Annotated in this window: 20 protein-coding genes; 5 read left to right on the plus strand and 15 right to left on the minus strand. The window is 70.4% G+C overall.

The window, feature by feature from the left end; all coding sequences use genetic code 11:
• Positions 1–2 precede the first annotated feature (2 nt).
• The 7 genes from ABTZ43_RS02540 to ABTZ43_RS02570 all read right to left on the minus strand — a co-directional run bounded on the left by ABTZ43_RS02540 (position 3) and on the right by ABTZ43_RS02570 (position 8,683).
• On the minus strand, positions 3–1,559 hold the full coding sequence (locus ABTZ43_RS02540; protein WP_350537715.1) for a molybdopterin-dependent oxidoreductase: 1,557 nt from the start codon (positions 1,557–1,559) through the stop codon (positions 3–5).
• Positions 1,560–1,577: 18 nt separating this feature from the next.
• Positions 1,578–2,747: a glycoside hydrolase family 1 protein gene (locus tag ABTZ43_RS02545; RefSeq protein ID WP_350537716.1), complete on the minus strand. Its 1,170-nt coding sequence runs from the start codon at positions 2,745–2,747 to the stop codon at positions 1,578–1,580.
• A 71-nt stretch (positions 2,748–2,818) separates the two neighbouring features.
• Positions 2,819–4,519, minus strand: coding sequence for an ABC transporter ATP-binding protein (locus ABTZ43_RS02550; protein WP_502885301.1), 1,701 nt, complete (start codon positions 4,517–4,519; stop codon positions 2,819–2,821).
• A 5-nt stretch (positions 4,520–4,524) separates the two neighbouring features.
• Complete coding sequence (locus tag ABTZ43_RS02555; protein WP_149424265.1) at positions 4,525–5,439, minus strand: ABC transporter permease; 915 nt, start codon at positions 5,437–5,439, stop codon at positions 4,525–4,527.
• Complete coding sequence (locus ABTZ43_RS02560; protein ID WP_149424266.1) at positions 5,436–6,416, minus strand: ABC transporter permease; 981 nt, start codon at positions 6,414–6,416, stop codon at positions 5,436–5,438. The genes ABTZ43_RS02555 and ABTZ43_RS02560 overlap by 4 nt, the downstream gene beginning before the upstream one ends.
• Positions 6,413–8,077, minus strand: a complete 1,665-nt coding sequence (locus ABTZ43_RS02565; RefSeq protein ID WP_262492190.1) for an ABC transporter substrate-binding protein — start codon at positions 8,075–8,077, stop codon at positions 6,413–6,415. Before ABTZ43_RS02565 ends, ABTZ43_RS02560 begins: the two co-directional genes overlap by 4 nt.
• 153 nt (positions 8,078–8,230) lie before the next feature.
• Positions 8,231–8,683, minus strand: coding sequence for a MarR family winged helix-turn-helix transcriptional regulator (locus ABTZ43_RS02570; RefSeq protein WP_350537718.1), 453 nt, complete (start codon positions 8,681–8,683; stop codon positions 8,231–8,233).
• 63 nt (positions 8,684–8,746) lie between these two features.
• Here ABTZ43_RS02570 and ABTZ43_RS02575 point away from each other — a divergent pair, with 63 nt between their 5' ends.
• Complete coding sequence (locus ABTZ43_RS02575) at positions 8,747–9,115, plus strand: VOC family protein (RefSeq protein ID WP_056420757.1); 369 nt, start codon at positions 8,747–8,749, stop codon at positions 9,113–9,115.
• A gap of 39 nt (positions 9,116–9,154) precedes the next feature.
• On the opposite strand, the gene ABTZ43_RS02580 is transcribed toward ABTZ43_RS02575, so the two are convergent.
• The 3 genes from ABTZ43_RS02580 to rsmI are packed head-to-tail and all read right to left on the minus strand — an operon-like array spanning position 9,155 to position 11,736.
• Positions 9,155–10,258 carry a LacI family DNA-binding transcriptional regulator gene (locus tag ABTZ43_RS02580; protein WP_350537719.1) on the minus strand — a complete coding sequence of 368 codons (1,104 nt, stop codon included), beginning with the start codon at positions 10,256–10,258 and terminating at the stop codon, positions 9,155–9,157.
• A gap of 33 nt (positions 10,259–10,291) precedes the next feature.
• Entirely contained in the window at positions 10,292–10,918 is a 627-nt protein-coding gene (locus ABTZ43_RS02585) for a class I SAM-dependent methyltransferase (protein ID WP_350537720.1), read from the minus strand.
• A complete protein-coding gene (gene rsmI / locus ABTZ43_RS02590) occupies positions 10,918–11,736 on the minus strand; it encodes a 16S rRNA (cytidine(1402)-2'-O)-methyltransferase (protein WP_350537721.1) in 819 nt (272 codons plus the stop codon). The genes ABTZ43_RS02585 and rsmI overlap by 1 nt, the downstream gene beginning before the upstream one ends.
• 48 nt (positions 11,737–11,784) lie before the next feature.
• Between rsmI and ABTZ43_RS02595 the strand changes: the two genes are divergently transcribed.
• Positions 11,785–13,338, plus strand: a complete 1,554-nt coding sequence (locus ABTZ43_RS02595) for a dolichyl-phosphate-mannose--protein mannosyltransferase (protein WP_350537722.1) — start codon at positions 11,785–11,787, stop codon at positions 13,336–13,338.
• Between the two features lie 21 nt (positions 13,339–13,359).
• A complete protein-coding gene (locus tag ABTZ43_RS02600; protein WP_350537723.1) occupies positions 13,360–13,578 on the plus strand; it encodes a hypothetical protein in 219 nt (72 codons plus the stop codon).
• A gap of 39 nt (positions 13,579–13,617) precedes the next feature.
• On the opposite strand, the gene ABTZ43_RS02605 is transcribed toward ABTZ43_RS02600, so the two are convergent.
• The 4 genes from ABTZ43_RS02605 to ABTZ43_RS02620 form a co-directional block, all read right to left on the minus strand.
• Positions 13,618–15,432 (minus strand): thioredoxin domain-containing protein, encoded by a 1,815-nt coding sequence (locus tag ABTZ43_RS02605; protein WP_350537724.1) that lies wholly within the window; start codon positions 15,430–15,432, stop codon positions 13,618–13,620.
• A 159-nt stretch (positions 15,433–15,591) separates the two neighbouring features.
• Positions 15,592–16,164, minus strand: a complete 573-nt coding sequence (msuE, locus tag ABTZ43_RS02610; RefSeq protein WP_149424273.1) for an FMN reductase — start codon at positions 16,162–16,164, stop codon at positions 15,592–15,594.
• A 106-nt stretch (positions 16,165–16,270) separates the two neighbouring features.
• Positions 16,271–17,107 (minus strand): aldo/keto reductase, encoded by an 837-nt coding sequence (locus tag ABTZ43_RS02615; protein WP_350537725.1) that lies wholly within the window; start codon positions 17,105–17,107, stop codon positions 16,271–16,273.
• Positions 17,104–18,306 (minus strand): heparan-alpha-glucosaminide N-acetyltransferase domain-containing protein, encoded by a 1,203-nt coding sequence (locus ABTZ43_RS02620; RefSeq protein WP_350537726.1) that lies wholly within the window; start codon positions 18,304–18,306, stop codon positions 17,104–17,106. The genes ABTZ43_RS02615 and ABTZ43_RS02620 overlap by 4 nt, the downstream gene beginning before the upstream one ends.
• 25 nt (positions 18,307–18,331) lie before the next feature.
• Between ABTZ43_RS02620 and hrpA the strand changes: the two genes are divergently transcribed.
• Both hrpA and ABTZ43_RS02630 read left to right on the plus strand, forming a co-directional pair.
• The gene (gene hrpA / locus ABTZ43_RS02625) at positions 18,332–22,237 is read left to right on the plus strand and encodes an ATP-dependent RNA helicase HrpA (RefSeq protein ID WP_350537727.1); all 3,906 of its coding nucleotides are present in this window, start codon (positions 18,332–18,334) and stop codon (positions 22,235–22,237) included.
• A gap of 9 nt (positions 22,238–22,246) precedes the next feature.
• Complete coding sequence (locus tag ABTZ43_RS02630) at positions 22,247–23,191, plus strand: quinone oxidoreductase family protein (protein ID WP_350537728.1); 945 nt, start codon at positions 22,247–22,249, stop codon at positions 23,189–23,191.
• A 9-nt stretch (positions 23,192–23,200) separates the two neighbouring features.
• Here ABTZ43_RS02630 and ABTZ43_RS02635 read toward each other — a convergent pair.
• Positions 23,201–24,117, minus strand: a 917-nt coding sequence (locus tag ABTZ43_RS02635; RefSeq protein WP_350537729.1) for an LLM class flavin-dependent oxidoreductase, incomplete at its 5' end; no start/stop codon positions are given.

The raw sequence follows: 24,117 nt of genomic DNA on the forward strand, positions 1-24,117 counted from the left end.
GCTCACGCCACCGAGACCTGGATGCGATGCCACCCCTGCGCGCCGTCGGGCACGACACCCGCCGGTTCCGAAGTCTGAGTCTCGCCGTCGGCGCTCAGCGCCCGGCACTCGACGGTGTGCATGCCGCTCTCGGCCGCCCACGGCAGGCGCCACTGCACCCAGGTGTCGGGCGAGATCGGGGTCGAGAGCTCGGCACGACTCCAGGGCCCCTCATCGATGCGCACCTCGACGCCCTCGATACCGACGTGCTGCTGCCAGGCCATGCCGGCGATGACCGCATCGCCGGCGTCGATCCGCTGCCCCGGTCGGGGCACGTCGATGCGGGACTGCAGCTTCACGGGACCACGCTCGGACCAGCCGCGGTCCGTCCAGTACGCGGTCGCGCGATCGAACCGGGTGACCTCGAGCTCGGTCACCCACTTCGTCGCGGACACGTAGCCGTAGAGCCCCGGCACCACCATGCGCACCGGGAACCCGTGCTCGATCGGCAGGGGCTCGCCGTTCATGGCCACGGCCAGCAGGGCATCGCGGTCATCGGTCAGCGCCTCGATCGGCGTCGACGCGGTGAATCCGTCCGACGACCTCGACAGCACCATGTCGGCATCGGGGTCGACCCCCGCTTTCGCGAGCAGCTCGCGCACGGGATGCCCGAGCCATCGGGCGTTGCCGATCAGGTCTCCGCCCACCTCGTTCGAGACGCAGGCGAGCGTCACGTAGGACTCCTGCATCGGCAGCGCGAGGAGTTCGTCCCACGTGATCCGCACCTCGCGCTCGACCATGCCGTGGATGCGCAGCGTCCAGTCCGCCGGGTCGAGGCGCGGGACGATCAGCGCGGTGTCGATGCGGTAGAAGTCGGCGTTCGAGGTGACGACCGAGGCGAGTCCGGGCACGCCGATCTCGGCGCTCGCGGCGACCGCAGGCGCGGGCGTGGTCGGCGCAGGCAGCCGCAGAGCGGTGCGCACCGCGTCGATCGATCGGGTCGCACCCCGCGCGGCGTTGCCCACGACGAGGGCCACCACGCCGGTCGCGGCGACGCCGACGGTCCACAGCAGGAACCGTCGGCGCTCCTCGGCGTCGGGGCGGAGATACGGTACGGGACTCAGCCGTCGCACGAGCAGCCGCAGGGCGACCACGGCGACCGCTCCCGCGACGAGCCCGGGAAGCCAGGCGAACGGCCCGGCACCGGGACGGATCATCGCCGCGACCAGCGCCAGCACGCCCAGGGCGGCGAGGATCGTGGCGCCCACTCCCGCGCGCCGCCGCTCGAGGATGCCGGCGAGCGCGGCGACGCCGACGAGGACGATCGCGATCCCGGTGATCAGGGCGAGCTTGTCACCCGTGCCGAACAGGGCTATGGCGGCATCCTTCGCCCAGCTCGGGGCGAGGTCGATCAGACCGCTGCCGATCACCGCGAACGGACTCGCACTCGGTTCCACGACCGCGGCGACGAGCTCCGCCAGGCCGACCGCGGCGACCGCCGCGCTCAGCCCGGCGGCCGCCGATCGAAGCCGGTCGCCCCGCAGCGTGCGGGTCTCCTCGATCGTGCTCCGGTTGGTCATGATCCGAGGGTAACCCCGTCAGAGGGCGTTGCGGCGGGCCACCTCTCCCAGCCATGCCAGCGACGGCTTCGGCGTGCGCGCGAACGTCTCGTGGTCGAAGCCGATGAGACCGAAGGTCGGGCGGAATCCGCTGGCCCACTCGTAGTTGTCGAGCGCACTCCAGTGCTGATACGCCTTGACCTCGATGCCGTCCGAGATCGCCCGGTGCAGCCCCTCCAGCGCGCCCTGGGTGTACGCGATGCGCCGGGTGTCGTCCGCGGTCGCGATGCCGTTCTCGGTCACGAGCACCGGCACCCCTCCGCTGCGCTCCCACGCACTGCGCACGCCCAGCTCGAGCGCCTCGGGGAAGAACTCCCACCCGGTGAGCGTCGTCTCGACATCGTCCGCGACCGGGCGAGGGCCCTCGGGGCCGATGAAGGTGCGCGTGTACGCCTGCACACCGACGAAGTCGTCACCCGCGGACTGGTCGAGGTACCAGTGATCGCGAGGGTCGCCGTACTCGGCCAGCATCTCGTCGGCACCGGGCTCGCCGGTGGAGTGGAAGGCCTGCGTCGCGATCGTCCATCCGGCCTGCACGCCAGGCACGGAGTGCAGGATCTCGGATGCTCTGTGGTGGGCGTCGAGCAGGGTGTCGGCCACCGCGAGGTCGGGGTTCGGCAGACCGAACGCGACGAGGTTGGCCGCATCCTCTCCCCCGGCGAGCATCGCCGCGATGTTCGGCTCGTTGATCGTGCAGACGTAGGTCACGCCGTCGAGGATCGGCAGCACCGTCTCGACGTAGCGCGAGAAGAGGTCTACCGCATCATCCGCCCGCCAGAATCCGTCCTTCTGGAACCACTGCGGCACCGTGAAGTGCATCAGGGTCACCGTCGGGTCGAGCCCGTTCTCGCGCGCCGTGTCGATCATCCGCCGGTAGTGGTCGAGCATCGCCCGCGACACGAAGCCGCGCTCGGGCTCGATGCGCGCCCACTCCAGCGAGAAGCGGTACGAGTTCAGTCCGGCATCGGCGAGAAGCCGCATGTCTTCCGGATACCGGTGGAAGTGGTCCGCGGCGTCGCCCGAGGGCTCCACCATCGGGGACCCGGGAGCATGCTCCATCGTCCACCAGTTGCTGGTCGTGTTGTTCCCCTCCACCTGATGGGCCGCGGTCGCGGCGCCCCAGAGAAAGCCGTCAGGGAATGTGAGCACAGGTGCGCCCCTCTCGTGTTCGTCGGGTGAGGTGTCCGTCGGTGAATGACGGGCTATCGGTGAATGACGGGTTATCGGATGCGTGACGGGTTGGGCACGGCATCCAGCAGCTGGACCGTGTACGGGTCCTCGGGATGCTGCAGAACCTGGGCGGTCTCTCCCCGCTCGACGACCCGTCCGCTGTTGAGCACCAGGATGTTCTCGGTGACCAGGCGCGCGCTCAGCAGGTCGTGCGTGATGTAGAGCATGCTGATGCCCCACCGCTCACGCAGGTCCTCGAGCAGGGCGAGCACCCCCGCGCGCAGCGACACGTCGAGCATCGAGACGGGCTCGTCGGCGATCAGCACCTGCGGGTCGCTGGCGAGCGCGCGCGCGATGACCACGCGCTGACGCTGGCCGCCCGAGAGCTGGTGCGGGAGTTTCGCCGCGAACTGCTCGACCGGTGTCAGGCCCACCGTCTCGAGGAGTTCGAGCATGCGATCCCGCGCCTCCTGCCCGCGGAGCTTCGTGTAGTTGCGGATCGGACGGCTGAGCGCGTACTCGACGGTGTGCAGCGGGTTGAGCGCCGCATACGGGTCCTGGAAGACCATCTGGACGTCCTTGCGGAGATCGCGCAGCCCCTTACGGCCGAGGGTCGCCACATCGACGTCGCCGAACCGCACGGTGCCGTCGGTGGGCTTCTCGACGCCCGTGATGAGCTTCGCGATCGTCGACTTGCCCGAGCCCGACGCCCCGACGAGGGCGAGCGCCTCACCCGGTTCGAGCCGGAACGACACGTCGTCGACCGCCGTCACCGGCTTCTCGCCGCGGCGGGGTGCGGGGTACCGCTTCGACACGCCCTCGACGACGATCGCGGCATCCGCACGGCGCGTGTCCCGCTGCGACACCGTCGGCACCGTCTCGGTGACGTCGGTGCGCGACCGTCCCTCGCGTCGGCGCGTGCCCAGGTCGACGAAGCCGGGGATCGAGATCGACTCGGCCCTCGGGTCGGCGTAGTGGCTGAGCAGCATCTGCGTGTACTCGTCCTGCGGCCTGGTGAGGATGTCGATGCTCGGTGCGTCCTCGACGATCCGCCCCTCGTGCATGACCATGACCCGATCGGTGGCCTCGAGCACGATGCCCAGGTCATGGCTGATCAGGATCGCGGTGAAGTGCTCGGACCGCTGCAGGTCCTTGATCGTGTCCATGACGGCGTGCTGCACGAGCACGTCGAGGGCCGTGGTCGGCTCGTCGAACACCATCAGCTGGGGCTCCAGCGAAAGCGCGAGAGCGATCGAGGTGCGCTGGCGCATTCCACCGGACAGCTCGCTCGGATACCTCGCGAGCACTGAACGGTCGAGGCCCACCTTGCCGATCAGCTCTTCGGCCCTGGCCTCCCGATCCTTCTGGGGGACGTGCCCGTGGGCGGCGAAGATGTCGCGGAAGTGATTGCCGACCGTGCGCACCGGGTTCAGCGCGTTCATGCCGGACTGCAGCACCATCGCGAACCCGCCCTGACGCTGACGCCGCAGCTCCTCCGCGTTCAGCTCGCGGATGTCGCGGCCGTCGAACAGGATGCGGCCGCCGCTGATGCGCGCCGGGGGCTTCTGCAGACGGGTCAGCGCGAAGCCCAGGGTCGACTTGCCCGACCCGGACTCCCCGACGAGCCCGACGAACTCGCCGCGTCGCAGCGAGAACGAGACGCTCTCGACCGCGGTGACCGGCTTGGTGCCCGGCGATGCGTACTCGACCGACAGATCCTGCACGTCGAGCAGGATGCCGCTGTCTTCCATGGCGCTCATCGGCCCTTCCCTTCACGCAGGCGCGGATTGGAGATGCCGTCCACGCCGAAGTTGATCAGTGTCAGGCTCAGGGCGAGCAGGGCGATGCACAGACCGGGGGCGAACAGCAGCAGCCACTGCCCCGTGAGCAGGGAGTTGGAGTTCTGCGCCCAGTAGAGCATGGTGCCCCAGCTGACGATGCTGGAGTCTCCGAGACCGAGGAACTCGAGTCCGGCCTCCGCGAGGATCGCCGCCGTCGCCGCTCCGAAGAGCGTCCCGGCGATAATCGAGGTCATGTTCGGCAGGATCTCGCGGAAGACGATGCGTGCACGGCTGTCACCCGAGAACTGCGCCGAGGTGACGAAGTCGTTGCCGCGGAGCGACTGGGTCTGGCTGCGCAGCACACGCGCTCCCCATGCCCATCCGGTGACGACGATCACCGCGATGATCATCAGGATGCCGCCGTTCTGCAGGTAGGCGGCGATCACGATCATGAGGGGCAGACCGGGGATCACGAGGAAGAGATTGACGATGAAGCCGACCACCTCGCCCAGGAATCCGCGCATGTACCCCCAGCTGAGACCGATCAGCACGGCGACGATCGTCGAGAGGATGCCGGCGGCGAGGCCGACCAGCAGGCTGATCTGCGATCCGAAGATCAGCTGGCTCAGCACATCCTCCCCGGCGGCCGTCGTCCCGAGCCAGTGAGCCCACGAGGCGTCGGCGTTGCGCTCGAACGAGTTGTCCTTGGCCCCGTACGGCGCGATCAACGGCGCGAACACCGCCACCACGACGAAGAGTCCGAGGATGATGAGTCCGAGCCTGGCCTTGCCGTTCGACCAGAGCGTGCCGACCATGCGGGCGAACGAGCGCCACGGGCTGGGAGCCGCGATCCGCTCGGCGGGAACCTTGACGTTCATGGTGGAGGTCATCGGCGAGTCCTCGGGTCGAGTACCCCGTAGAGGATGTCCACGAGGAAGTTGGCGACGAGCACGCTGACGGTGATCATCAGGAAGAGCGCCTGCATGAGCGGGTAGTCCTGCCCGATCACGGCGTTGAAGAGCAGATATCCGATACCGGGATATCCGAACACCTGCTCCACGAGGATCGATCCGCCGACCACACCGCCGAGGGTGAGGCCGAAGCCGGTGAGGTTCGGCAGGATCGCGTTGCGGGCGGCGTAGCGGATCGCGATCGTGCGGCCGTGCAGCCCGTTCGCCTCGGCGAAGGTCACGTAGTCGTCGCCCAGCGTGTTGATCATGGCGTTGCGCATGCCGATGATCCAGCCGCCGAGCGAGGTCAGCAGGATCGTCAGCGCGGGCAGCACCGCATGGCTGAGCAGGTCGCCGATGAATTCTCCGGTGAACCCCGGGGTCGTCGTCGCGGCGTACGCGCCGGTCGTCGGGAACCAGTGCAGCACGTACCCGAGGAAGAACAGCAGCAGCAGCGCGGTCCAGAAATACGGGAAGGTGCTGAGGAACGAGCCGGTCAGCGTCGGCAGCGAGTCGAGCCAGGTGCCGCGGCGCCACGCGGCGGCGACGCCGATCAGCGTGCCGATCACGAAGGCGAGGATCGTGACGATGCCGACCAGGCCGATCGTGTACGGCAGCGCGGTCGACACCATGCTCGACACGGACTGCGGATAGAACGTGTAGGAGACGCCGAAGTCGAGCCGGACCACCTGTCCGAGATAGGCGACGTACTGATCCCACATCGATCCGGTGGGGACGCCGAGCTGCGCTTCGATCGCGGCGCGGGTCGCATCGGACACCGGCCCGTTCTGGGACAGCTTGGCGATGGCGGCATCCGCCGGGGAGCCGGGCATCAAGCGGGGCAGGAAGAAGTTCAGGGTGACGGCAGCCCACAGGGTGAGCACGAACAGACCGAACTTCTGGAGCGAGTACTTCATCGGTCCCCCTCCTCGACGCGCTTCAGGTGCGTGAAGATCATCAGCGGCGCGGAGTCATAGTTCTGCGGGATCATGTACGGGTCCTCCGCCGAGGGCCACCCGGTGAACTTGGCGTCGTTGAACAGCCCCCAGATGCCGCCGTAGTAGAGGCCGATCACGGGCATCTCGTCGTAGACGATGCCCTGCAGCTCCTTGACGATCTCGGCCTGACGGGCGGCGTCCACGGTCTCGCGGTACTCCGCGAGCAGTGCGTCGGCCTTCTCCGATCGATAACGCTCGAAGTTGTTCGCCGTCTTCTCTCCCGACGGCACGTAGAACTCGCTGGAGAGCAGGTTGTTGTACGCCTGGTACACGTCGCCGTTGCCCATTCCGCCCACGGCCATCTCGAAGTCTCCGGTGCTGATCGCACTCTGATAGCCCGCGGGCTGCGGGAGCTTGAGGGTGACTTTCACCCCGACATCGGCGAGCTGGCTGCGCACAGTCTGCGCTGCCCGCGTCCAGTCCGTGAAGCCGTTCGCGCTCGTGAGCGAGAATTCGAGCTGCTCGCCCGACGCGTTCACGAGACGGTTGCCGTCGAGGGTGTATCCGGCCTGGGCGAAGGCCGCGAGTGCGGCATCCTGATCCTGGGTGATCACACCCTGGTCGGGGATCGAGGGGTCGAGGTACTCCTCCTGGTTGGGGAGGATCAGTCCGGTCTGGCCGGCAGGCTTCATGTGCCCCTCGGAGGCGGTCTCCGCGATCTCGGCACGGTCGAGCGAGAGGGCGATTCCTCGTCGCACGTTCACGTCGTCGAAGGGGGCGACCTCGAGGTTCGGCATCAGTCCGATCACACCGCCCGGCGGGAACCACCAGGAGTTGTGCTCGCTCGCCGCTCCCCACGTGCCCTCGACATCGGAGAGGAAGGAGTAGGCCCAGTCGTACCCACGGCTGACGGTGTCCAACTGCGAGTTCGTGGAGGGGAGGATGATGTGCTCGATCTCGACCGAGTCGGCCTGCCAGTAGTCGGGGTTCTTGTCCATCGAGTACTGCTGGTCGTTGTAGTTGCCCAGCACGAAGGGCCCCGTGCCGACCGGGTCCTCGTTGCGGTAGGTGTCCGGGTTCTTCACGTCCGCCCAGCGGTGCTCCGGCACGATCATCGTCTGCCCGAGGATCGACAGCGACGGCGCATCTTCGGTCTTCAGGTGCAGGACGATGTCGTCGCCGCTGGTCTCGACGCTCTCGAGGTGCTGCCACGCGCCCTTGATGTCGAGGGTCGGGTTGTCTTTGAGGAGCTGGAAGGTGAAGGCCACGTCGTCGGGCGTCAGCTCTTCGCCGTCACTCCAGGTCACGCCATCGCGGATCGTCATCACGATCGTGCGGGCATCGGGTTGGGTCCACTCGGAGGCCAGCCACGGGTTGAGCGTGCCGTCGAGGGGGTTCACCAGGATCAGCGGTTCGTAGATCCACCTCGACGCGGTGCGGGTGTTCGTCAGGTACGGATTGAAGTTCCGTGTGAAGAACGGGTTCCCCTTGTCCGCATTGATGAGCATCGTGTCGTCGCCGATCGAAGGATCGGGCTGCGAACTGATCTGGATGCTGCAACCGCTGAGGACCACGGCCGCTGCCGCCAGTCCCACGATCGCCGCTCTCCGCCAGCGCCGGAGCATGTGCGTCTTCGCCACACTGCCACCTCATGTCGTCTGTGTCATGAAGGGATCCCACGGGTCGGGGCACCCCACGGCCGAAGCCGTTCCAGCAATTGTAAGCGCATACATTTGCGCCGCGCAACCCCCTCTCGGGGAGAGGAGGTGTTCAGCCGACGCGGCTGGGCAGAGTCAGCCGGCGGGAGTGCGCAGCGACCGAGTCATGCTCTGGAGCGCGCGGAAGGCCGCCGACTGATCCGCGTCCGTCATCCCCGCGAGCATGCGGATCTCGACGGATCGGACCGCCGCCGTGGCGGCGGCGAGACGCTCCCGCCCGCGCGGGGTGAGGCGGGCCGGAAGCGCCTTGCCGACCGGAGGAGCGTCGGGGCGCGTGACCAGGCCGTCGCGCTCCAGCGTCTGGAGCAGGACGTTCATGGACTGCCGCGTCACGAACGCCCCGCGGGCGAGCTCGGAGTTCGAGAGGCCGGGGCGCTGGGCGAGCAGCTCGAGGCAGGAGTAGTGCGTGATGGTCATCCCGAGTGGCCGCAGCACCTCCTCCATGGCCGCACGCAGCGCGCTCGACGCCTCTTTGAGCAGGTATCCGAGCGAACTGTCGAGGTCGATGCTGCCGCCGTCTTGACTCATGTCAGTATTCTGACATACGCTGACTCATGTCAGATAACTGACACGAACAGAGAAGAGCACCTGATGCCCGTCACCGGCCCCGACTTCGTCTCCCTCCAGACCCGCGACCTCACCGCCTCCCAGGCCTTCTACGAGAGATACCTCGGTCTCGTCCGCTCTCCGGCGGGCCCTCCGCACGCCGTGGTCTTCACGACGACTCCCATCGCCTTCGCACTGCGCGACATCGCTCCCGGCACCGACCTCGACGCCGTCGACCAGCCGGGCATCGGCGCCGCGATCTGGCTCCATGCCACCGACGTGCAGGAGATCCACGACGCGCTGGTCGCCGACGGCCACACGATCGTCGCCGCACCGATCGACGGCCCGTTCGGGCGCACGTTCACGTTCGCCGATCCCGACGGCTACCGCATCACGCTGCACGACCGCGCCTGAGCCGCCGCGGCCGGGACCGCCGTCGCCGCCGTCCGTCGGTCAGGGGCGCTGCGAGCTCTCGCGGACGATGATCTGCAACGGCAGGCGCACGGTCATCGGGTCGGCGTCCGGCCGCTCGAGGCGGCGGGAGAGCAGCTGCACGGCGGCACGACCGAGATCGATCATCGGCTGCCGCACGGTGGTCAGCGCCGGACGCGACAGCGCGGCGGCCTCGATGCCGTCGAAGCCCGTGACCCGCACATCGTCGGGAACCCGGATGCCGGCCGAGCGGAACGCGTCGATCGCTCCGAGCGCCATCTGGTCGTTGGCGGCCACGAGCACCGAGGGCGCACCGCCGTCGATGAGCGTCTGCGCCGCCGCGTGACCCGACGCGCGCGTGAAGTCTCCGCGCAGCACGGTCACGTCATCGAGGGCGAGCCCCGCCTCGGCGACGGCGGCGGCGAAGCCGTCCCACCGCTGCGCACCGTCGGGAGAATCCGCAGGTCCCCCGACGAAGGCGATGCCGCCGGGGTCGGCCTGCGCGAGCACCAGGCGGGTCAGCTCCGCCATGGCCTCGGCGTTGTCCACCGTGACGTGGTCGTAGCTGTCGCCGCGCGCAGGCCCCGACAGCACGACCACCGGGATCCGCCGGGCGAGCCGGGCGAGCACGTCGTCGGGCACGCTCCGAGCCAGCACCATCAGTCCGTCGACCCGGCCGGCGATGTCGCGCACCGTCTCCCGGCCGGGATCGTCGCGACCGACACCGATCATGAGCACGAAACCCTGCTTCCACGCCTCCAGCTCGGCACCGCGCAGCACCTCGTCGAGGAACAGCATGGTCGGCTGCGGCACGCCTGCGTCGGTGGTGCGCTGTTCGACCGTGAACGACGGCCGGGCGGACTGCCCCTCGGCGAGCACGTCGAGCACCGGGGCGTCCTCCGACGCGTCGAACCCCGGGAAGTACAGCCCCAGCACGCCGGTGCGGCGTTCCGCGAGTCCGCGCGCGCTGCCGCTGGGCACGTACCCGAGCTCGGAGACCGTGTCGAGCACGCGCTCGCGCGTGGCGGGGCGCACGGCATCCGGCTGCCGCAGCACGCGCGACACCGTCGCGATCGACACGCCGGCGCGCTCCGCGACGTCGTAGACGGTCGCCTTCCTGCTCACGCTCGCTCCTCCTCCGGGTGGGTGTGCACCAGGCTACCCGGGTGTCGAGCGCGCGATGAGCGACCCGTGCGGCCGGGTGCTGACCTCGTGGGGCTCGCGCCCGCGGCTCTCCGACGACACGACCTCGAGCCCCGTCTCCGCCAGCACCGCGGCGAGCGCGTCGGCCGACCAGAAGTACGCCGGAGCGATCGCATGCGCGAAGCGCTCTCGCGGCTCGCCCTCGAAGAACCCGATCAGGAGGCTGCCACCGGGCACCAGCACCCGCGCGAACTCCGCGAGGATCTCGGGCAGATCCCCCGGAGGGACGTGGATCAGCGAATACCAGGCTATGATGCCGCCGACCGACCGCTCCTCCAGAGGCAGGTCGCGGAAAGAGCCGACGTCGAAGCGGATGCCGGGGTGCCGGTGCCGTGCGGATGCGACGAAGGCGGCCGACAGATCGATCCCGCGCGCCTCACGCTCCCCTCGGGCCAGCAGCTGCGTCCACTGACCGGGCCCGCATCCTGCGTCCAGCAGCACGCCCGCGGTGCCGTCGCGCCAGGCAGCGATGACCGCCGCATCCCGAGCATCCAGCTGCGCGATCGTGCCCGCCAGCGCGACGTACTCGGCCGCGCGCGCGTCGTACGCTGCCGCGATCTCGGCATCGACCCCCGCGGTCATCAGCTGCGGGCGGCGAGCGCGGCCTGGTACAGGTCGCGCGACGAGAGACCGGTGGCCGCGGCGACCTCGGCGCACGCATCCTTCAGACGGATGCCGGAGGACACGAGCCGCTGCACCTGCGCGAGCGCGTCATCCGCCGAGGCCTCCCTGCGGGGCGCCCCCTCGACGACGACCACGATCTCGCCCTTGACCCCCGCCGTCGCCCACTCCACCAGTTCGGCGGAGGTGCCTCGGCGGACCTCCTCGTAGAACTTCGTGAGCTCGCGGCACACCGCGATGCGCCGGTCGTCACCGAAGGCTGTGCCCATGTCGGCGAGCGACGACGCCAGCCGTGCCGGCGACTCGAAGAAGACCATGGTGCGGGGCTCGGCGGCGAGCGCGCGCAGCGTCGAGCGCCGCTCCCCCGGCTTGCGGGGCAGGAACCCCTCGAACGTGAACCGGTCGGTCGGCAGTCCCGAGATCGACAGGGCCATCAGCACCGCGCTGGGACCGGGGATGGCGGTCACGGTCACGCCGAGCGCCACGGCCGCGGCGACCAGCCCGTAGCCGGGGTCGCTGATCGCCGGCATCCCGGCATCGCTGACGACGACGACGTCGGTCTCGATCGCGAGCGTCGCGAGCTCGGCCGCCTTCTGCTTCTCGTTGTGATCGTGCAGGGCGATCAGCCGCGGCCGGTTCGCGATCTGCAGGGCCTGCAGCAGTCGCCCGGTGGTGCGGGTGTCCTCCGCGACGACGACCTCGGCGTTCTCCAGCACCTCGATGAGGCGGCGCGACGCGTCCCCGAGGTTTCCGATCGGGGTCGCGGCGAGGATGATCACCCGCCCAGCTTAGGCGGACGCCATGGCCGGGTTGTCTAGGCTGGAGCGGTGACCACGCCCGCACCGCTGATGCCTCCGCCCGAGGAACGGCTGACGCGCTACGGACGGCTGCGCGACCGCCTCCTGGACGACCCGGACTGGGGGCGGATGCTGCGCTGGTTCGCCCCGCTGGTCGTGACGGCGCTCGCCGCCGTGCTGCGTCTGGTGAACCTCGGGCATCCGCACCAGCTCGCGTTCGACGAGACGTACTACGTCAAGGACGCCTGGTCGCTGTGGACCCTGGGCTACGAGGGCACGTGGGGCAAGGACGCGAACGAGGCCTTCATCACCCTGCAGCAGCTTCCGCTGTCGGAGGCGGGGTCGTTCATCGTGCATCCGCCGCTGGGCAAATGGCTGATCGCCCTGGGCATGGCCGTCGGCGGACCGGACAACACCGTCGGCTGGCGCATCGCGACCGCCCTGCTCGGCACCGCCACGGTGCTGCTCGTGTACCTGGTCGCGCGCCGTCTGACCGGCTCGATCGTCGTCGCGACCGTCGCCGCGACGCTGCTCGCGATCGACGGCCTCAGCATCGTGATGAGCCGCACCGCGCTGCTCGACGGACCGCTCACGTTCTTCCTGATGCTCGGAGCGCTCTTCATCCTCATCGACCGCGACCGGGTGATCCCGGTGCTCGAACACGCGGACCCCGACGCCCCCGACCCGATGTGGGGCCGGGTGCTGTGGCGGCGGCCGTGGCTGGTCGCCGCCGGTGTCGCGCTCGGCGCCGCCTGTGCCGTGAAATGGTCGGGCCTGTACGCGCTCGCCGCCTTCGGACTCTACGTCGTGGTGACCGACGCCCTCGCCCGCCGCCGCGCCGGCGTGGTGCTGTGGCCCACCTCCGCCGCCTTCCGCCAGGGGCCTGTGTCGTTCGTGCTGCTGGTCGTCCCGGCATTCGCCGTCTACCTCACCAGCTGGACCGGATGGTTGGTGACCTCCGGCGGCTACGCCCGCCAGAGCGACCCGAACCCGCTGATCGCCCTGTGGAACTACCACGAGGCGATCCTGAACTTCCACGTCGGCCTCGTGAAGGGGCATCCCTACGCCAGCCCTGCATGGGAGTGGCCGTTCCTGCTGCGGCCGACGGCGGTCTGGGTGGGCAGCGACCCCGCGCCGTGCGGCGTCGACCACTGCATCGCCGTGATCTCGACGATCCCGAATCCGCTCATCTGGTACGCCGGCGTCGCCGCCGCCGTCTACCTCATCTACCGGATGGTCCGCGGCTGGATCTCCCGCCGCCCCGTCGGGCCCGCCTTCACCTTCGCGCTGGTCGGACTCGCCGCCACGTACATCCCGTGGCTGCTGTTCCCCGAGCGCACGATCTTCCAGTTCTACACGGTGGCGATGGCACCCTTCCTCGCGATCGCCCTGGCCGTCGTGCTGCGTCACCTCGCCGGACGGCGCGAGGACCCGCTGCACCGACGACAGGCGGGCGAACGGACGGTGCTGATCTTCCTCGTCGTCGTGGTGCTGGTCTCCGCGTTCTTCTACCCCGTGTGGACGGGAATGAGCGTGCCGTACGACTTCTGGCTGCTGCACAACTGGATGCCGGGCTGGATCTGACCCGCGGGCTACGATCGCAGCATGGGCAGCCCCTCCGGTTTCGAGTTCACGGTGCGCGGCGATGACGTCGTCATCCGCCACCACGGGACGACCGCGACCGTGCTTCGCGGCGCGCGGGCGAGCGACTTCCTCGCACAGGCCGCGGACACGGACGCACAGCTGCTGATGGCGCGGATCACCGGCGACTATCGGCGCGGCAACGAGCGCACCGCGCGACAGCATCCGCGCAACTCCCGCTGAGGCTGCACCGCCCGCTCAGGCTGCACTGCCTGCTGAGCGTCACCTCGAGCGGGAGATCTCGCCGGGATCGCTCACCGGCAGCCGGCAGACGAACGCCCGGCAGTCGAAGGCCCGCTCGACGCCGTCGCCCTCGACCGACGCCCCCTTGCCCTCGAACAGCGCGAACCCGGCGTCCGCGAACGCCTCGGCCTGGGCGGGCGTGACGATCGAGATCAGGTCGGCATCGCTGCGCCGCGCGGCGGCCGCGAGGGCCCCGGAGGGTGACACCGTCACCACGACGATCTGGCGGGGAGCATCGACGAGTCCGGCCGACGCACGCAGCAGGCTGCCGTGTGCGAAGGGCTGCGCGAGAGCGGATGCCGCATGCTCGCGCACCCGCTCGGCGGCAGCCGCCCGGTACCGCTCCCCCGCCCCCAGCCGCCAGGCGGTGAGCGACGCGGCGACGACGGCCGCCGTACCGGACGGCAGATCGCCGTCGCTCTGATCCGGGGCGACGGCGATGCCGTGCGCGGCGAGCAGCGGATCTCCGTCGAGTCCCTCGATGGCGGTGTCGAGCAGGTCGCGCGCGGAGACGGCCCACGCCGCCTCTCCCGTCGCGACGGCGAGGGCGAACAGCCCGTCGGCGAGCAGCGCGACATCGGCGGTCGTCGCCACCGCGTCCGACGCGACCCCGTCGAGCGAGGCGCGCACGAGCCTCCCGGCCGGGTCCGTGTTGACCCGCAGCACGTACTCGGCGGCCTCCTGCGCCGCGCGCACCCACGACGACTCGGCACGCGTCGCTCCCGCCGTGGCGAGCGCGGCGATCGCCAGCCCGTTCCAGCCCGTGATCACCTTGCCGTCGACCGACGGCGGTTCCAGGCCCGCCCGCTCCGACACCGCCCGCAGGTAGTAGCCGCCCTCACTGCGCGCGCCGTCGATCCACGACTCCGAGTCCTGGGCGGCGCCGAACCCTCCCCCGTCGAGGCGGAGCGTGTCGAGCAGGAACCCGGCGATGCCGCGGACCGTGGGCTCGTCGTCCGCGGCGAGAGCCACGAGGAGCAGCTGCGCGTTGTCGGTCAGCATCCGCTCGTAGTGCGGCACGGTCCAGTCGCGCTGGGTGGCGTAACGGAAGAAGCCGCCGTCGGCGTCGCGCAGATCGGATGCCGCCATCGCCGCGAGCGCCCGTTCGGCCGCCGCCGCGGCATCCGCGGCCTCCCGGCGCACCAGCGGGGTCTGCAGCAGCCCCAGCGTCGTCGCCACCGGGAACTTGGGCGCGCCCCCGAAGCCGGCGAACTGCGGATCCTCGCGCGCGGCGATCGCCCCGGCCGCAGCGGCGATCGCGGCGGCATCCGGCAGATCGGAGGGCGTCGAGGTCGCCGCCCGCGCCAGCGCGTCGGTCACCGCATCCGCGGACTCCTCCGCCTGCCCGCGGCGGACGGTCCAGGCCTCGTGCACGGCCGCGAGGACGTCACGGAAGGCGGGCATCGGCTGTCGCGCCTCGGGCGGCCAGTAGGTGCCGGCATAGAACGCCCGCCCGCGGGGCGTCGTGAAGACCGTGAGCGGCCAGCCGAGGTTCTGCGTGAACGCCGACGCGGCAGCCATGTAGGCGCCGTCGACGTCGGGATGCTCCTCGCGATCGACCTTCACCGCGACGAAGTCGCGATCGATGAGCGCGGCCGTCTCGGGATCCGCGAACGACTCGCGCGCCATGACATGGCACCAGTGGCACGTCGAATACCCGATCGAGATCATCAGGGGCACGTCGCGGCGCTGGGCCTCGGCGAACGCCTCGGGTCCCCAGGGATACCAGTCGACCGGATTGTCGGCATGAGCGCGGAGATAGGGGCTGAGCGTGTCGGCGAGCCGGTTGGTCATGCTCTCACGCTACGCCGCCGCGAAGACCGGGAGGCGCCGGGAGACGAGCAGCTCAGGAGACGAGGAGCTGCTCGGCGGGACGCGAGGAGCTGCTCGGCGGGACGCGAGGAGATGCTCGGCGGGACGCGAGGAGATGCTCGGCGGGACGCGAGGAGCTGCTCAGGACACGAGGAGCTGCTCGGCGGGACGCGAGGCCGCGTAGCCCACGAGCGGCAGGGCGCGCTCCGCCGCCAGCGCGATCCGCGCCCGCAGCACCTCCGAGGCGATCACGTAGCCGTCGAAGTCGGTGTTGCTGGCGTAGACGCCGACCGGCAGGGTGAGCGCCTGGAAGAACGCGAACAGCGGTCGCAGCTGGTGCTCGATGATGAGGGCGTGGCGCTCACCGCCGCCGGTCGCGGCGAGCAGCACCGGCTTGCCGACGAGCTCGTACTGACCGACGAAGTCGAACAGGTGCTTGAAGAGCCCGGTGAACGAGGCCCGGTAGACGGGGCTCCCGACGATCAGGAGATCGCTCGTCTCGATCGCGACGAGCTTCTCCTCGACCTCGGCCGGCAGCTGATCGCGGCGCAGCGCACCCGCGAGCGAGGGTCCGATGTCGGTGAGCTCGACGATCTCGATCTCGACCTCCGCGCGCTCGGCGACGGCATCGGCGATGGCACGGATGAGCGCCGTGGTCTTGCTGGGCTCGTGCAGGGATCCGGAGACGGCGACGACGCGGTAGGGAGCAGTCATGCCGACGACGCTACTCACGACGACGCCCCGTGTCGCGAGCGGCGACACGGGGCGTCATCTGTCGATACGGGACGTCTCCGTCCGGACCGGGTCAGGGCACCTGGCCTCAGTTCACATCGTTCGGGTGCGAGCCGACGCGGCCCGATCCGTCGAGCGGGTCGAGCGCGTCGATGGCCGCGACCTCGGCCTCGGTGAGCTCGAATCCGAAGACATCGAGGTTCTCGCGCAGCCGCTCCTCGCGCACCGACTTGGGGAACACGATGAACCCCTTCTGCAGGTGCCAGCGCAGCACCGCCTGGGCGGGCGTCACGCCGTGCGCCGAGGCGGCGTCGGCGATGGCCGGGGTGCCGAACAGGTCGTACTTGCCCTGTCCGAGCGGACCCCAGGACTCGATGCGGATGCCGTGCGCGGTCGCCCAGTCCACGATGTCGCGCTGCTGGTAGGCCGGGTGCAGTTCGATCTGGTTGACCGCCGGGGTCACACCGGTCTCGGCGACGACGCGCTCGAGGTGCGGGACCAGGAAGTTCGAGACGCCGATGCTGCGCGTCAGGCCGGCCTCGCGCAGCTCGACCAGCTTCGCGAAGGCGTGCACGTAGTCGTCCTTCTCGGGCGTGGGCCAGTGCACGAGGTACAGGTCGACGGCGTCGAGACCGAGCTTGTCGAGGCTCTCGCCGATCGCCGCGCGCGGCTCCTCGTCGTGGTGACGGTCGTTCCAGAGCTTGGTGGTGATGAACAGCTCGTCACGCGCGAGACCGGAGGCGGCGATCGCGGCGCCGACGCCCTCCTCGTTGCCGTAGATGGCGGCGGTGTCGATGTGTCGATAGCCGATCTCGAGCGCCTGGCTCACGGCACGCTCGGTCTCGTCGGCCGGGACCTTGAACACCCCGTACCCGAGCTGGGGGATGGAGTGTCCGTCGTTGAGTTCGAGTGCTGGAATCGTCATGATTCCAGCCTACGACCCGTGGCCTGTGCAGGGTCCGTCGGGACGGCGCCGCTCGGGATTGCGGCCATCTTCGTCGCGGCACGTCCGACCAGCCTCTCCAGGGGACCGCGTCCCCAGAGGATCGACCACACGGTCGAGATCAGCAGCAGACAGATGGCCGTGGCACCCCAGAACGCGTTGCTCGCGAAGAAGCCCCCGGGTCCGCCGACGAGAGCGGTGGAGAGGACGTGCACCGTGTATGCCGACAGCGGCATGGATCCGAGGGCGCCCAGCGGGAGCAGCACCCAGCGCAGCGGGCCGCTCAGCAGCAGGCACGCGGCGACGACGCACAGCGCGAAGCCCCCGGAGCCCAGGATCTCGGCGGTCCCACCCGAATGCGGGTCGACGGCGAAGACTGCGGAGACCACCGCGCCCAGCGGATCTGCGGCGGCGAGAGCCTCCGGGTAGGTGCTCCAGCCCGACGCCGAGGCGCCGCCGCCGTCGTACGACGAAGCGCCAAGCCCCGCGACCGCGCCGACGAGACCCAGCCCGTATCCGACCGCCATGAGACCGAGCCCGACGGCGAGGGTGATCGCCGCGGTCTCGAGCCTGTCGACCTGCAGGCGGCCGAGCGCCATGCCGGCCAGCACGAACGCGAGCCAGGCGGTGATCGGGTACGAGCCGTACAGCACCAGGCTCACCCCCGCCCCGTACGGGTGCAGGGTGAGGGCCGCGAGCAGAGCCAGCAGCGACGGCGCCGCGAGCGCGAGGATGCCCGCCGCCGTCAGCAGCTTCCACGGCGGCCACCGCAGGAACGGGATGACGGCGACGTAGAGCAGGCCGTAGAGGGTGAGGATGACCGCGATCGGGGTGTTCAGCATCTCCAGCGCCAGACCGATCAGGAAGATCACGGCGCCGCGCCCCACCAGCTGCAGACGGATCGTGGGCAGCCGCTCGGGTGCGGGCGGCGTGCGGCGTCCGGTCATCAGGGCGATCGAGATGCCCGCCAGCACGGCGAACAGGATCGAGGAGCGGCCGTGCACGAGGTCGCTCCAGGTGGACGGATCCATCGGATCGAAGGACGGGGTCTCGCCGATGTGCGCGCCGGCCATCCCGAGGATCGCCAGACCCCGCGCGATGTCGAGACCCAGGATGCGGGGAGACCGCCCGAACTCGCGGAACCACCGGGTGGCGGGGAGGGACGACGACGCAGTGCTCACGGATGAATCGTACGATGGGAGTTCTATGTCCTCCCCCGTCATCTTCTATCCTCCCGAGCTGCCCGTCAGCGCCGCGCGGGACGAGATCGCCGACGCCATCCGCGACAATCAGGTCGTGATCGTGGCGGGCGCGACGGGATCCGGCAAGACCACGCAGCTGCCGAAGATCTGCCTCGACCTCGGCCGTGAGCGCATCGCCCACACCCAGCCCCGCCGCCTCGCCGCCCGCACGATCGCCGAGCGCGTGGCCGAGGAGCTGCAGGTGGAGCTGGGCGGCGTCGTCGGGTACAAGGTGCGTTTCACCGACAAGGTGTCCGACGAGACGCGCATCGCGCTGATGACCGACGGCATCCTGCTCAACGAGATCCACCGCGACCGACTGCTGCGCCGCTACGACACGATCATCATCGACGAGGCGCACGAGCGCTCGCTCAACGTCGACTTCCTGCTGGGCTATCTGGTGCGGATCCTCCCCGAGCGCCCCGATCTCAAGGTGATCATCACCTCCGCGACGATCGATCCCGAGAGCTTCGCGCGCCACTTCGCCACCGCTGCCGGCGAGCCCGCCCCGGTCATCGAGGTGTCCGGTCGCACCTTCCCGGTAGAGATCCGCTACCGCGCGCAGACCGACGAGAACGGCGAAACCGGCGAGACCGGCTCCGCGGAGGAGGTCGACGAGGTGACCGCGATCGTCGCGGCCCTGCGCGAGCTCGATCGCGAGGAGCCGGGCGACGTGCTCGTGTTCCTCCCCGGCGAGGCCGAGATCCGGGATGCCGCGGATGCCGTGCGCGGGGCGTACGCGAAGGACCGCTCCCCCACCGAGGTCCTGCCGCTGTACGGACGCCTGTCGGCCGCCGAGCAGCACCGGGTGTTCGAGAAGAGCCGGGTGGCCGGCGTGCGCAGACGCGTCGTGCTCGCCACGAACGTCGCCGAGACCAGCCTGACCGTGCCGGGCATCCGCTATGTGATCGACACCGGCACCGCGCGCATCTCGCGCTACAGCAGTCGGTCGAAGGTGCAGCGCCTGCCCATCGAGGCGATCTCGCAGGCCTCGGCGAATCAGCGCTCGGGCCGTGCGGGCCGTACGAGCGACGGCATCGCGATCCGGCTCTACAGCGAGGAGGACTTCGACAGGAGGGCGGAGTTCACCGAGCCCGAGATCCTGCGCACCTCCCTCGCCTCGGTCATCCTGCAGATGCTGTCGCTCGGCTTCGGCGACATCACCGCCTTCCCCTTCCTCACTCCTCCCGATTCCCGGGGCGTGAAGGCGGCCGTCGATCTGCTCACCGAGCTCGGCGCCGTCGCCGGCGGCGGGGACTCCCCCCGCCTCACCCGCATCGGCCGCGACATCTCGCGCATCCCCATCGACCCGCGTTTCGCCCGCATGCTGATCGAGGCCGGTCGATCGGGCGGCGCCGCCGTCAGCCGCGACGTGCTCGCGATCGTGGCGGGGATGTCGATCCAGGACGTCCGTGAGCGCCCGTCGCAGGATGCCCCGCAGAGCGTGCGCGACGAGGCCGACCGGATGCACGCGCGATTCGCCGACCCGACGAGCGACTTCCTCTCGATCCTCAACCTCTGGAACCACCTGAGGGAACAGCAGCGCGAGCTCGGGTCGAGCGCGTTCCGGCGACTGTGCCGCTCCGAGCACCTCAACTACGTGCGGGTGCGGGAGTGGTTCGACGTGCACCGTCAGCTGCGCTCACTCGTCAGGGAGAAGGACGCGGGCGGCTCCGGCGCCGCGGATCCGGACGCGGTCCACCGCGCGCTGCTCGCGGGTCTGCTGTCGCAGATCGGCATCCTCGACGAGCGCAACAGCGGCAAGGGCGTGGATCCGAAGAAGAAGCGGATGGCCGAGTACCGCGGTGCGCGCGGCATCCGTTTCTCGATCTTCCCCGGTTCCGCGCTGCGCAAGAAGGCCCCGCAGTCGGTCATGGCCGCCGAGATCGTCGAGACGTCCCGCACATACGCGCGCACGGTCGCCGCGATCGATCCGGCCTGGGCCGAGGCTCTCGCGGGCGACCTCGCGAAGCGTCAGGTCACCGAGCCGCACTGGTCGAAGGATGCCGGCGCCGCCGTCGCCTACGAGAAGGTGACGCTGTTCGGAGTCGAGATCATCCCTCGCCGCCGTGTGCAGTTCGCGCGCATCGACCGCGCGGCGTCCCGCGAGCTTTTCCTCCGGCACGCGCTGGTCGAGGGCGAGTGGGACCCGACGCGCATCGACAAGCGTGTGAGCGCCTTCTGGCGCAGCAACGCCGAACTGCGCAGACGTCTCGAGAAGCTCGAGGAGCGCGAGCGCCGCCGCGACATCCTGGCGGGTGATGAGGCCGTCTTCCGCTTCTACGACGAGCGCATCCCCTCCGACGTGTTCGACGTGCGCTCGTTCGAGACCTGGTGGCGCGAGCAGCTGTCCACCGCGCCGAAGCTCCTCGTGATGCGCGAGGCCGACCTGCTCGACGACGACGGCCGTGCCGATCAGAACGAGTTCCCGACCAGGTGGACGCAGGGAGATCAGGTCCTCGGACTCGCCTACCGATTCGAGCCCGGCGCGGCCGACGACGGCGTGAGCGTCGTCATCCCGCTCCCCCTGCTCGCGCAGATCGAGGATCGTGGCTTCGACTGGCAGGTGCCGGGGCTCCGAGCGGAGCTCGTCACGGGCCTGCTGCGCGCGCTGCCGAAGGCGATCCGTCGGCACGTGGTCCCCGCGGCCGACTGGGCCGACAGGTTCGGCGCGGAACTGGTCGGTCACGGCCCCGAGTCACACGGGGGTCTGCCGACACGCACGCTCAAGGACGCGCTCGCGCGACTGATCCAACCGCTGGCGAACCAGCTCGTCTCGGCGTCCGAGTTCGAGGATGACCGGGTGCCCGCACACCTGCGGATGAACTTCCGCGCCGTCGACGAACGCGGCCGAGTGGTCGGATCGAGTCGAGACCTGAGCGCACTGCAGGCGCAGCTCGCCGATCGGGCGCGCACCAGCGTGGCCCGGTCGATCGCGGCCCCGCCTCGCCGCCCCGGCCCCTCGAACGGGCCCCAGCCGCCCGCCGTCGCCATCTCGATCGAGAAGGACGGCCTCACCGGATGGACGTTCGGCGACCTGCCCGAGGTCCTCGACACCCGCGTCGCCGGCGGCGTCGTGCGGGGCTACCCCGCCCTGGTCGACCAGGGCAAGACCGTCTCGGTGCGGGTGGAGTCGACGGCGGATGCCGCGGCGGCCGCCACGCGCCGCGGTGTGCTGCGCCTCGTGCTGCTCGGCGTGCCCTCGCCGTCGTCGTACGTGCAGGAGCACCTCACCAGCCAGGAGAAGCTCGCCCTCGCCGCATCGCCCTATCAGTCGGCCGCGGCGCTCATCGAGGACTGCCGGGCCGCAGTGGTGCAGAACGTGATCGATCGCACCGTGCCGGGCGGCATCATCCGCACGGAGGCGGAGTTCGTCCGCGTGCGGGAGGCGGTGTCGGCGGCACTCGTCGACGCGCTCTTCGGCTGTGTGTCGCTCGTCGCGCGCATCCTGACGAAGACGCGCGACGTCGAACGCGGCATCCGCTCGCAGAACTCCCTCGCGTTGCTCGGCCCGCTGAACGACATCCGCACCCAGCTCTCGGGGCTGCTGCACCCGGGGTTCGTCTCCGCCGCGGGCGTCGACCGCCTCGCGCACTTCCCGCGCTACCTCGACGGGATGCTCGACCGGCTGAAGACTCTGTCGAGCGAGCCGGGCAAGGACCGCACGCGGATGAGCGAGTACGAGCGGATGGCCGGGGCGTTCGAGGATGCCGGGGGCGCGATCCCGCTCCCCGCCGATGCGCCGCCCTCGCTGGTCGAGACGCGGTGGCTGCTGGAGGAGTATCGCGTGAGCGTGTTCGCGCAGCGCCTCGGCACCGCCCAGCCCGTCTCTCCCCAGCGCATCATGAAGGCGCTGTCGGCGCGGGGGTAGCCTGGACGCATGGCTCGCGCGATCGTCTACACGGAGTTCGGTTCCCCTGATGTGCTGCACCTGATCGAGGTCCCCGACCCGATCGCGCTCAGCGGCGAGGCGGTGGTGCGCATCGAGGCCGCCGGGGTGAACCCGATCGACGCCAAGCTGCGCAGCGCGAAGCGTCCGTCACCGCCGATCACCGAGCCGCGGGGCGTGGGCTTCGACGGGGCGGGTGTGATCGAATCCGTCGGCGACGGCGTCGCGGGATTCGCCGTGGGCGACCGCGTGGCGATCCGCGACACGGTCGGCACGTACGCGAGCCACCTCTCCGTGGCGGTCGAGAAGCTCGTCACCCTGCCCGATTCCGTCACCGCCGCAGAGGGCGCCGGCATCGGCATCCCCGCAGGGACCGCGTTCCAGGCCCTCCGCTCGCTCGGCGTCGCGCAGGGCGATGTGCTGCTCGTGCACGGCGGCTCCGGGGCGGTCGGGCAGGCGGCCGTGCAGTTCGCCGTCGCCTGGGGCGCGACCGTCATCGCGACCGCCAGCCCCGCACGGCACGAGCAGCTGCGCGAGCTCGGGGCGGTCCCCGTCGCCTACGGTGACGGACTGCTCGACCGCGTGCGCGACGCCGCCCCGGACGGGGTGACGGTGGCACTGGACTGCGCGGGCACCGACGAGGCCATCGAGGTCTCCCTCGATCTCGTCGCCGACCGCGACCGCATCGCGACGATCGTGCGGGGCCCCGACGCGGCGTCGTTCGGCATCCGCGCCTTCTCCGGCGGCTCGCCCGAGCCCCTGTCGGCGCAGGAACTCGAGTGGCGGGCGGAGGCGCTCGCGGCGACCGTCGAGCTGCTGGCCGCCGGCGACTTCACGATCGAACTCGGCCCCGCGATCCCCCTCGCCGAGGCGGCACGGGCCCACGAGCTCGTGGAGTCCGGCGCCGCCTCGGGCAAGATCGTGCTCGTCCCGTAGGGAGCGTGGTCAGGCGACGCGCGCCTCGTCGGCTGCGCCGGTCTCTCGTGCTGTGCGCGCCTCGTCCCGGAGCCGCGCGCCCTCGCGGAGCGCGGGAACGAGCTCGTCTCCCCACTCGCGCACGTCGCCGAGCGGATCGAAACCGCGGATGAGGAAGCGCGTCACGCCCAGGTCGTAGTACTTCAGCAGCGCCTCGGCGACCTGCGCGGGTGTGCCCACCGGAGCCGTGGAATTGCCCGACGGGCCCGTGAGCTTCGTGATGCCCAGCCACAGGCGCTCGTCGTGCACATCACCGCGCTGGGCCGCCTGCTGCAGGCGGTCGGCCGACACGGCGTTCTGCTCGCGCTGCAGGGGGCGCGCGAACGACAGGGTGTCGCCGGACTCCCTGTCGCGGATCAGCGCCGCGGTCGCGGCATGGATCCGGTCGGCCCTCTCCCAGGCCTCAGCTTCGGTGGCGCCGATGATCGGGCGGGTCGAGAGGCTGAACTCGACGGTGCGACCTCGCGCGGCCGCCGCCGCGCGGATCACGCGGATGTTCTCGGCCACCTCGGCCAGCGGCTCTCCGAACAGCATGTACACGTCGGCCCCGCCCGCGCCGACATCGACCGCACCGTCGGAGAGCCCGCCGAAGAAGATCGGGATGCCGGCCTCGGTCGCGGGCTTCACGGCCGAGAAGGCCCCCTGCACGCGATAGAAGTCGCCCTCGTAGTCGAAGGGCTCGTCGGAGGTGAGCGTGCGTCGGAGCACGTCGATGAACTCGCCGGTGCGACGGTAGCGATCCGCCTTCGCGCTGAAATCCCCGTCTCGACGCTGATCGGCCTCGCTGCCTCCGGTGATGTGGTGGATCGCCACCCGTCCGCCGCCGGTGAGGTGGTCGAGGGTGGCGAGCTTGCGCGCGACGACGGTCGGCGCGACGAAACCCGGTC

The sequence above is a fragment of the Microbacterium sp. NPDC097977 genome, assembly GCF_040302605.1.
Taxonomy (GTDB): Bacteria; Actinomycetota; Actinomycetes; order Actinomycetales; family Microbacteriaceae; genus Microbacterium.

Excerpts from the sequence above, each read along its gene's own strand:
- ABTZ43_RS02540 (WP_350537715.1), bottom strand. The coding sequence starts at position 1,559 with ATGACCAACCGGAGCACGATCGAGGAGACCCGCACGCTGCGGGGCGAC.
- ABTZ43_RS02550 (WP_502885301.1), bottom strand. The coding sequence starts at position 4,519 with ATGGAAGACAGCGGCATCCTGCTCGACGTGCAGGATCTGTCGGTCGAG.
- ABTZ43_RS02555 (WP_149424265.1), bottom strand. The coding sequence starts at position 5,439 with ATGACCTCCACCATGAACGTCAAGGTTCCCGCCGAGCGGATCGCGGCT.
- ABTZ43_RS02560 (WP_149424266.1), bottom strand. The coding sequence starts at position 6,416 with ATGAAGTACTCGCTCCAGAAGTTCGGTCTGTTCGTGCTCACCCTGTGG.
- ABTZ43_RS02570 (WP_350537718.1), bottom strand. The coding sequence starts at position 8,683 with ATGAGTCAAGACGGCGGCAGCATCGACCTCGACAGTTCGCTCGGATAC.
- ABTZ43_RS02575 (WP_056420757.1), top strand. The coding sequence starts at position 8,747 with ATGCCCGTCACCGGCCCCGACTTCGTCTCCCTCCAGACCCGCGACCTC.
- ABTZ43_RS02585 (WP_350537720.1), bottom strand. The coding sequence starts at position 10,918 with ATGACCGCGGGGGTCGATGCCGAGATCGCGGCAGCGTACGACGCGCGC.
- ABTZ43_RS02600 (WP_350537723.1), top strand. The coding sequence starts at position 13,360 with ATGGGCAGCCCCTCCGGTTTCGAGTTCACGGTGCGCGGCGATGACGTC.
- ABTZ43_RS02605 (WP_350537724.1), bottom strand. The coding sequence starts at position 15,432 with ATGACCAACCGGCTCGCCGACACGCTCAGCCCCTATCTCCGCGCTCAT.
- msuE (WP_149424273.1), bottom strand. The coding sequence starts at position 16,164 with ATGACTGCTCCCTACCGCGTCGTCGCCGTCTCCGGATCCCTGCACGAG.
- ABTZ43_RS02615 (WP_350537725.1), bottom strand. The coding sequence starts at position 17,107 with ATGACGATTCCAGCACTCGAACTCAACGACGGACACTCCATCCCCCAG.
- hrpA (WP_350537727.1), top strand. The coding sequence starts at position 18,332 with ATGTCCTCCCCCGTCATCTTCTATCCTCCCGAGCTGCCCGTCAGCGCC.
- ABTZ43_RS02630 (WP_350537728.1), top strand. The coding sequence starts at position 22,247 with ATGGCTCGCGCGATCGTCTACACGGAGTTCGGTTCCCCTGATGTGCTG.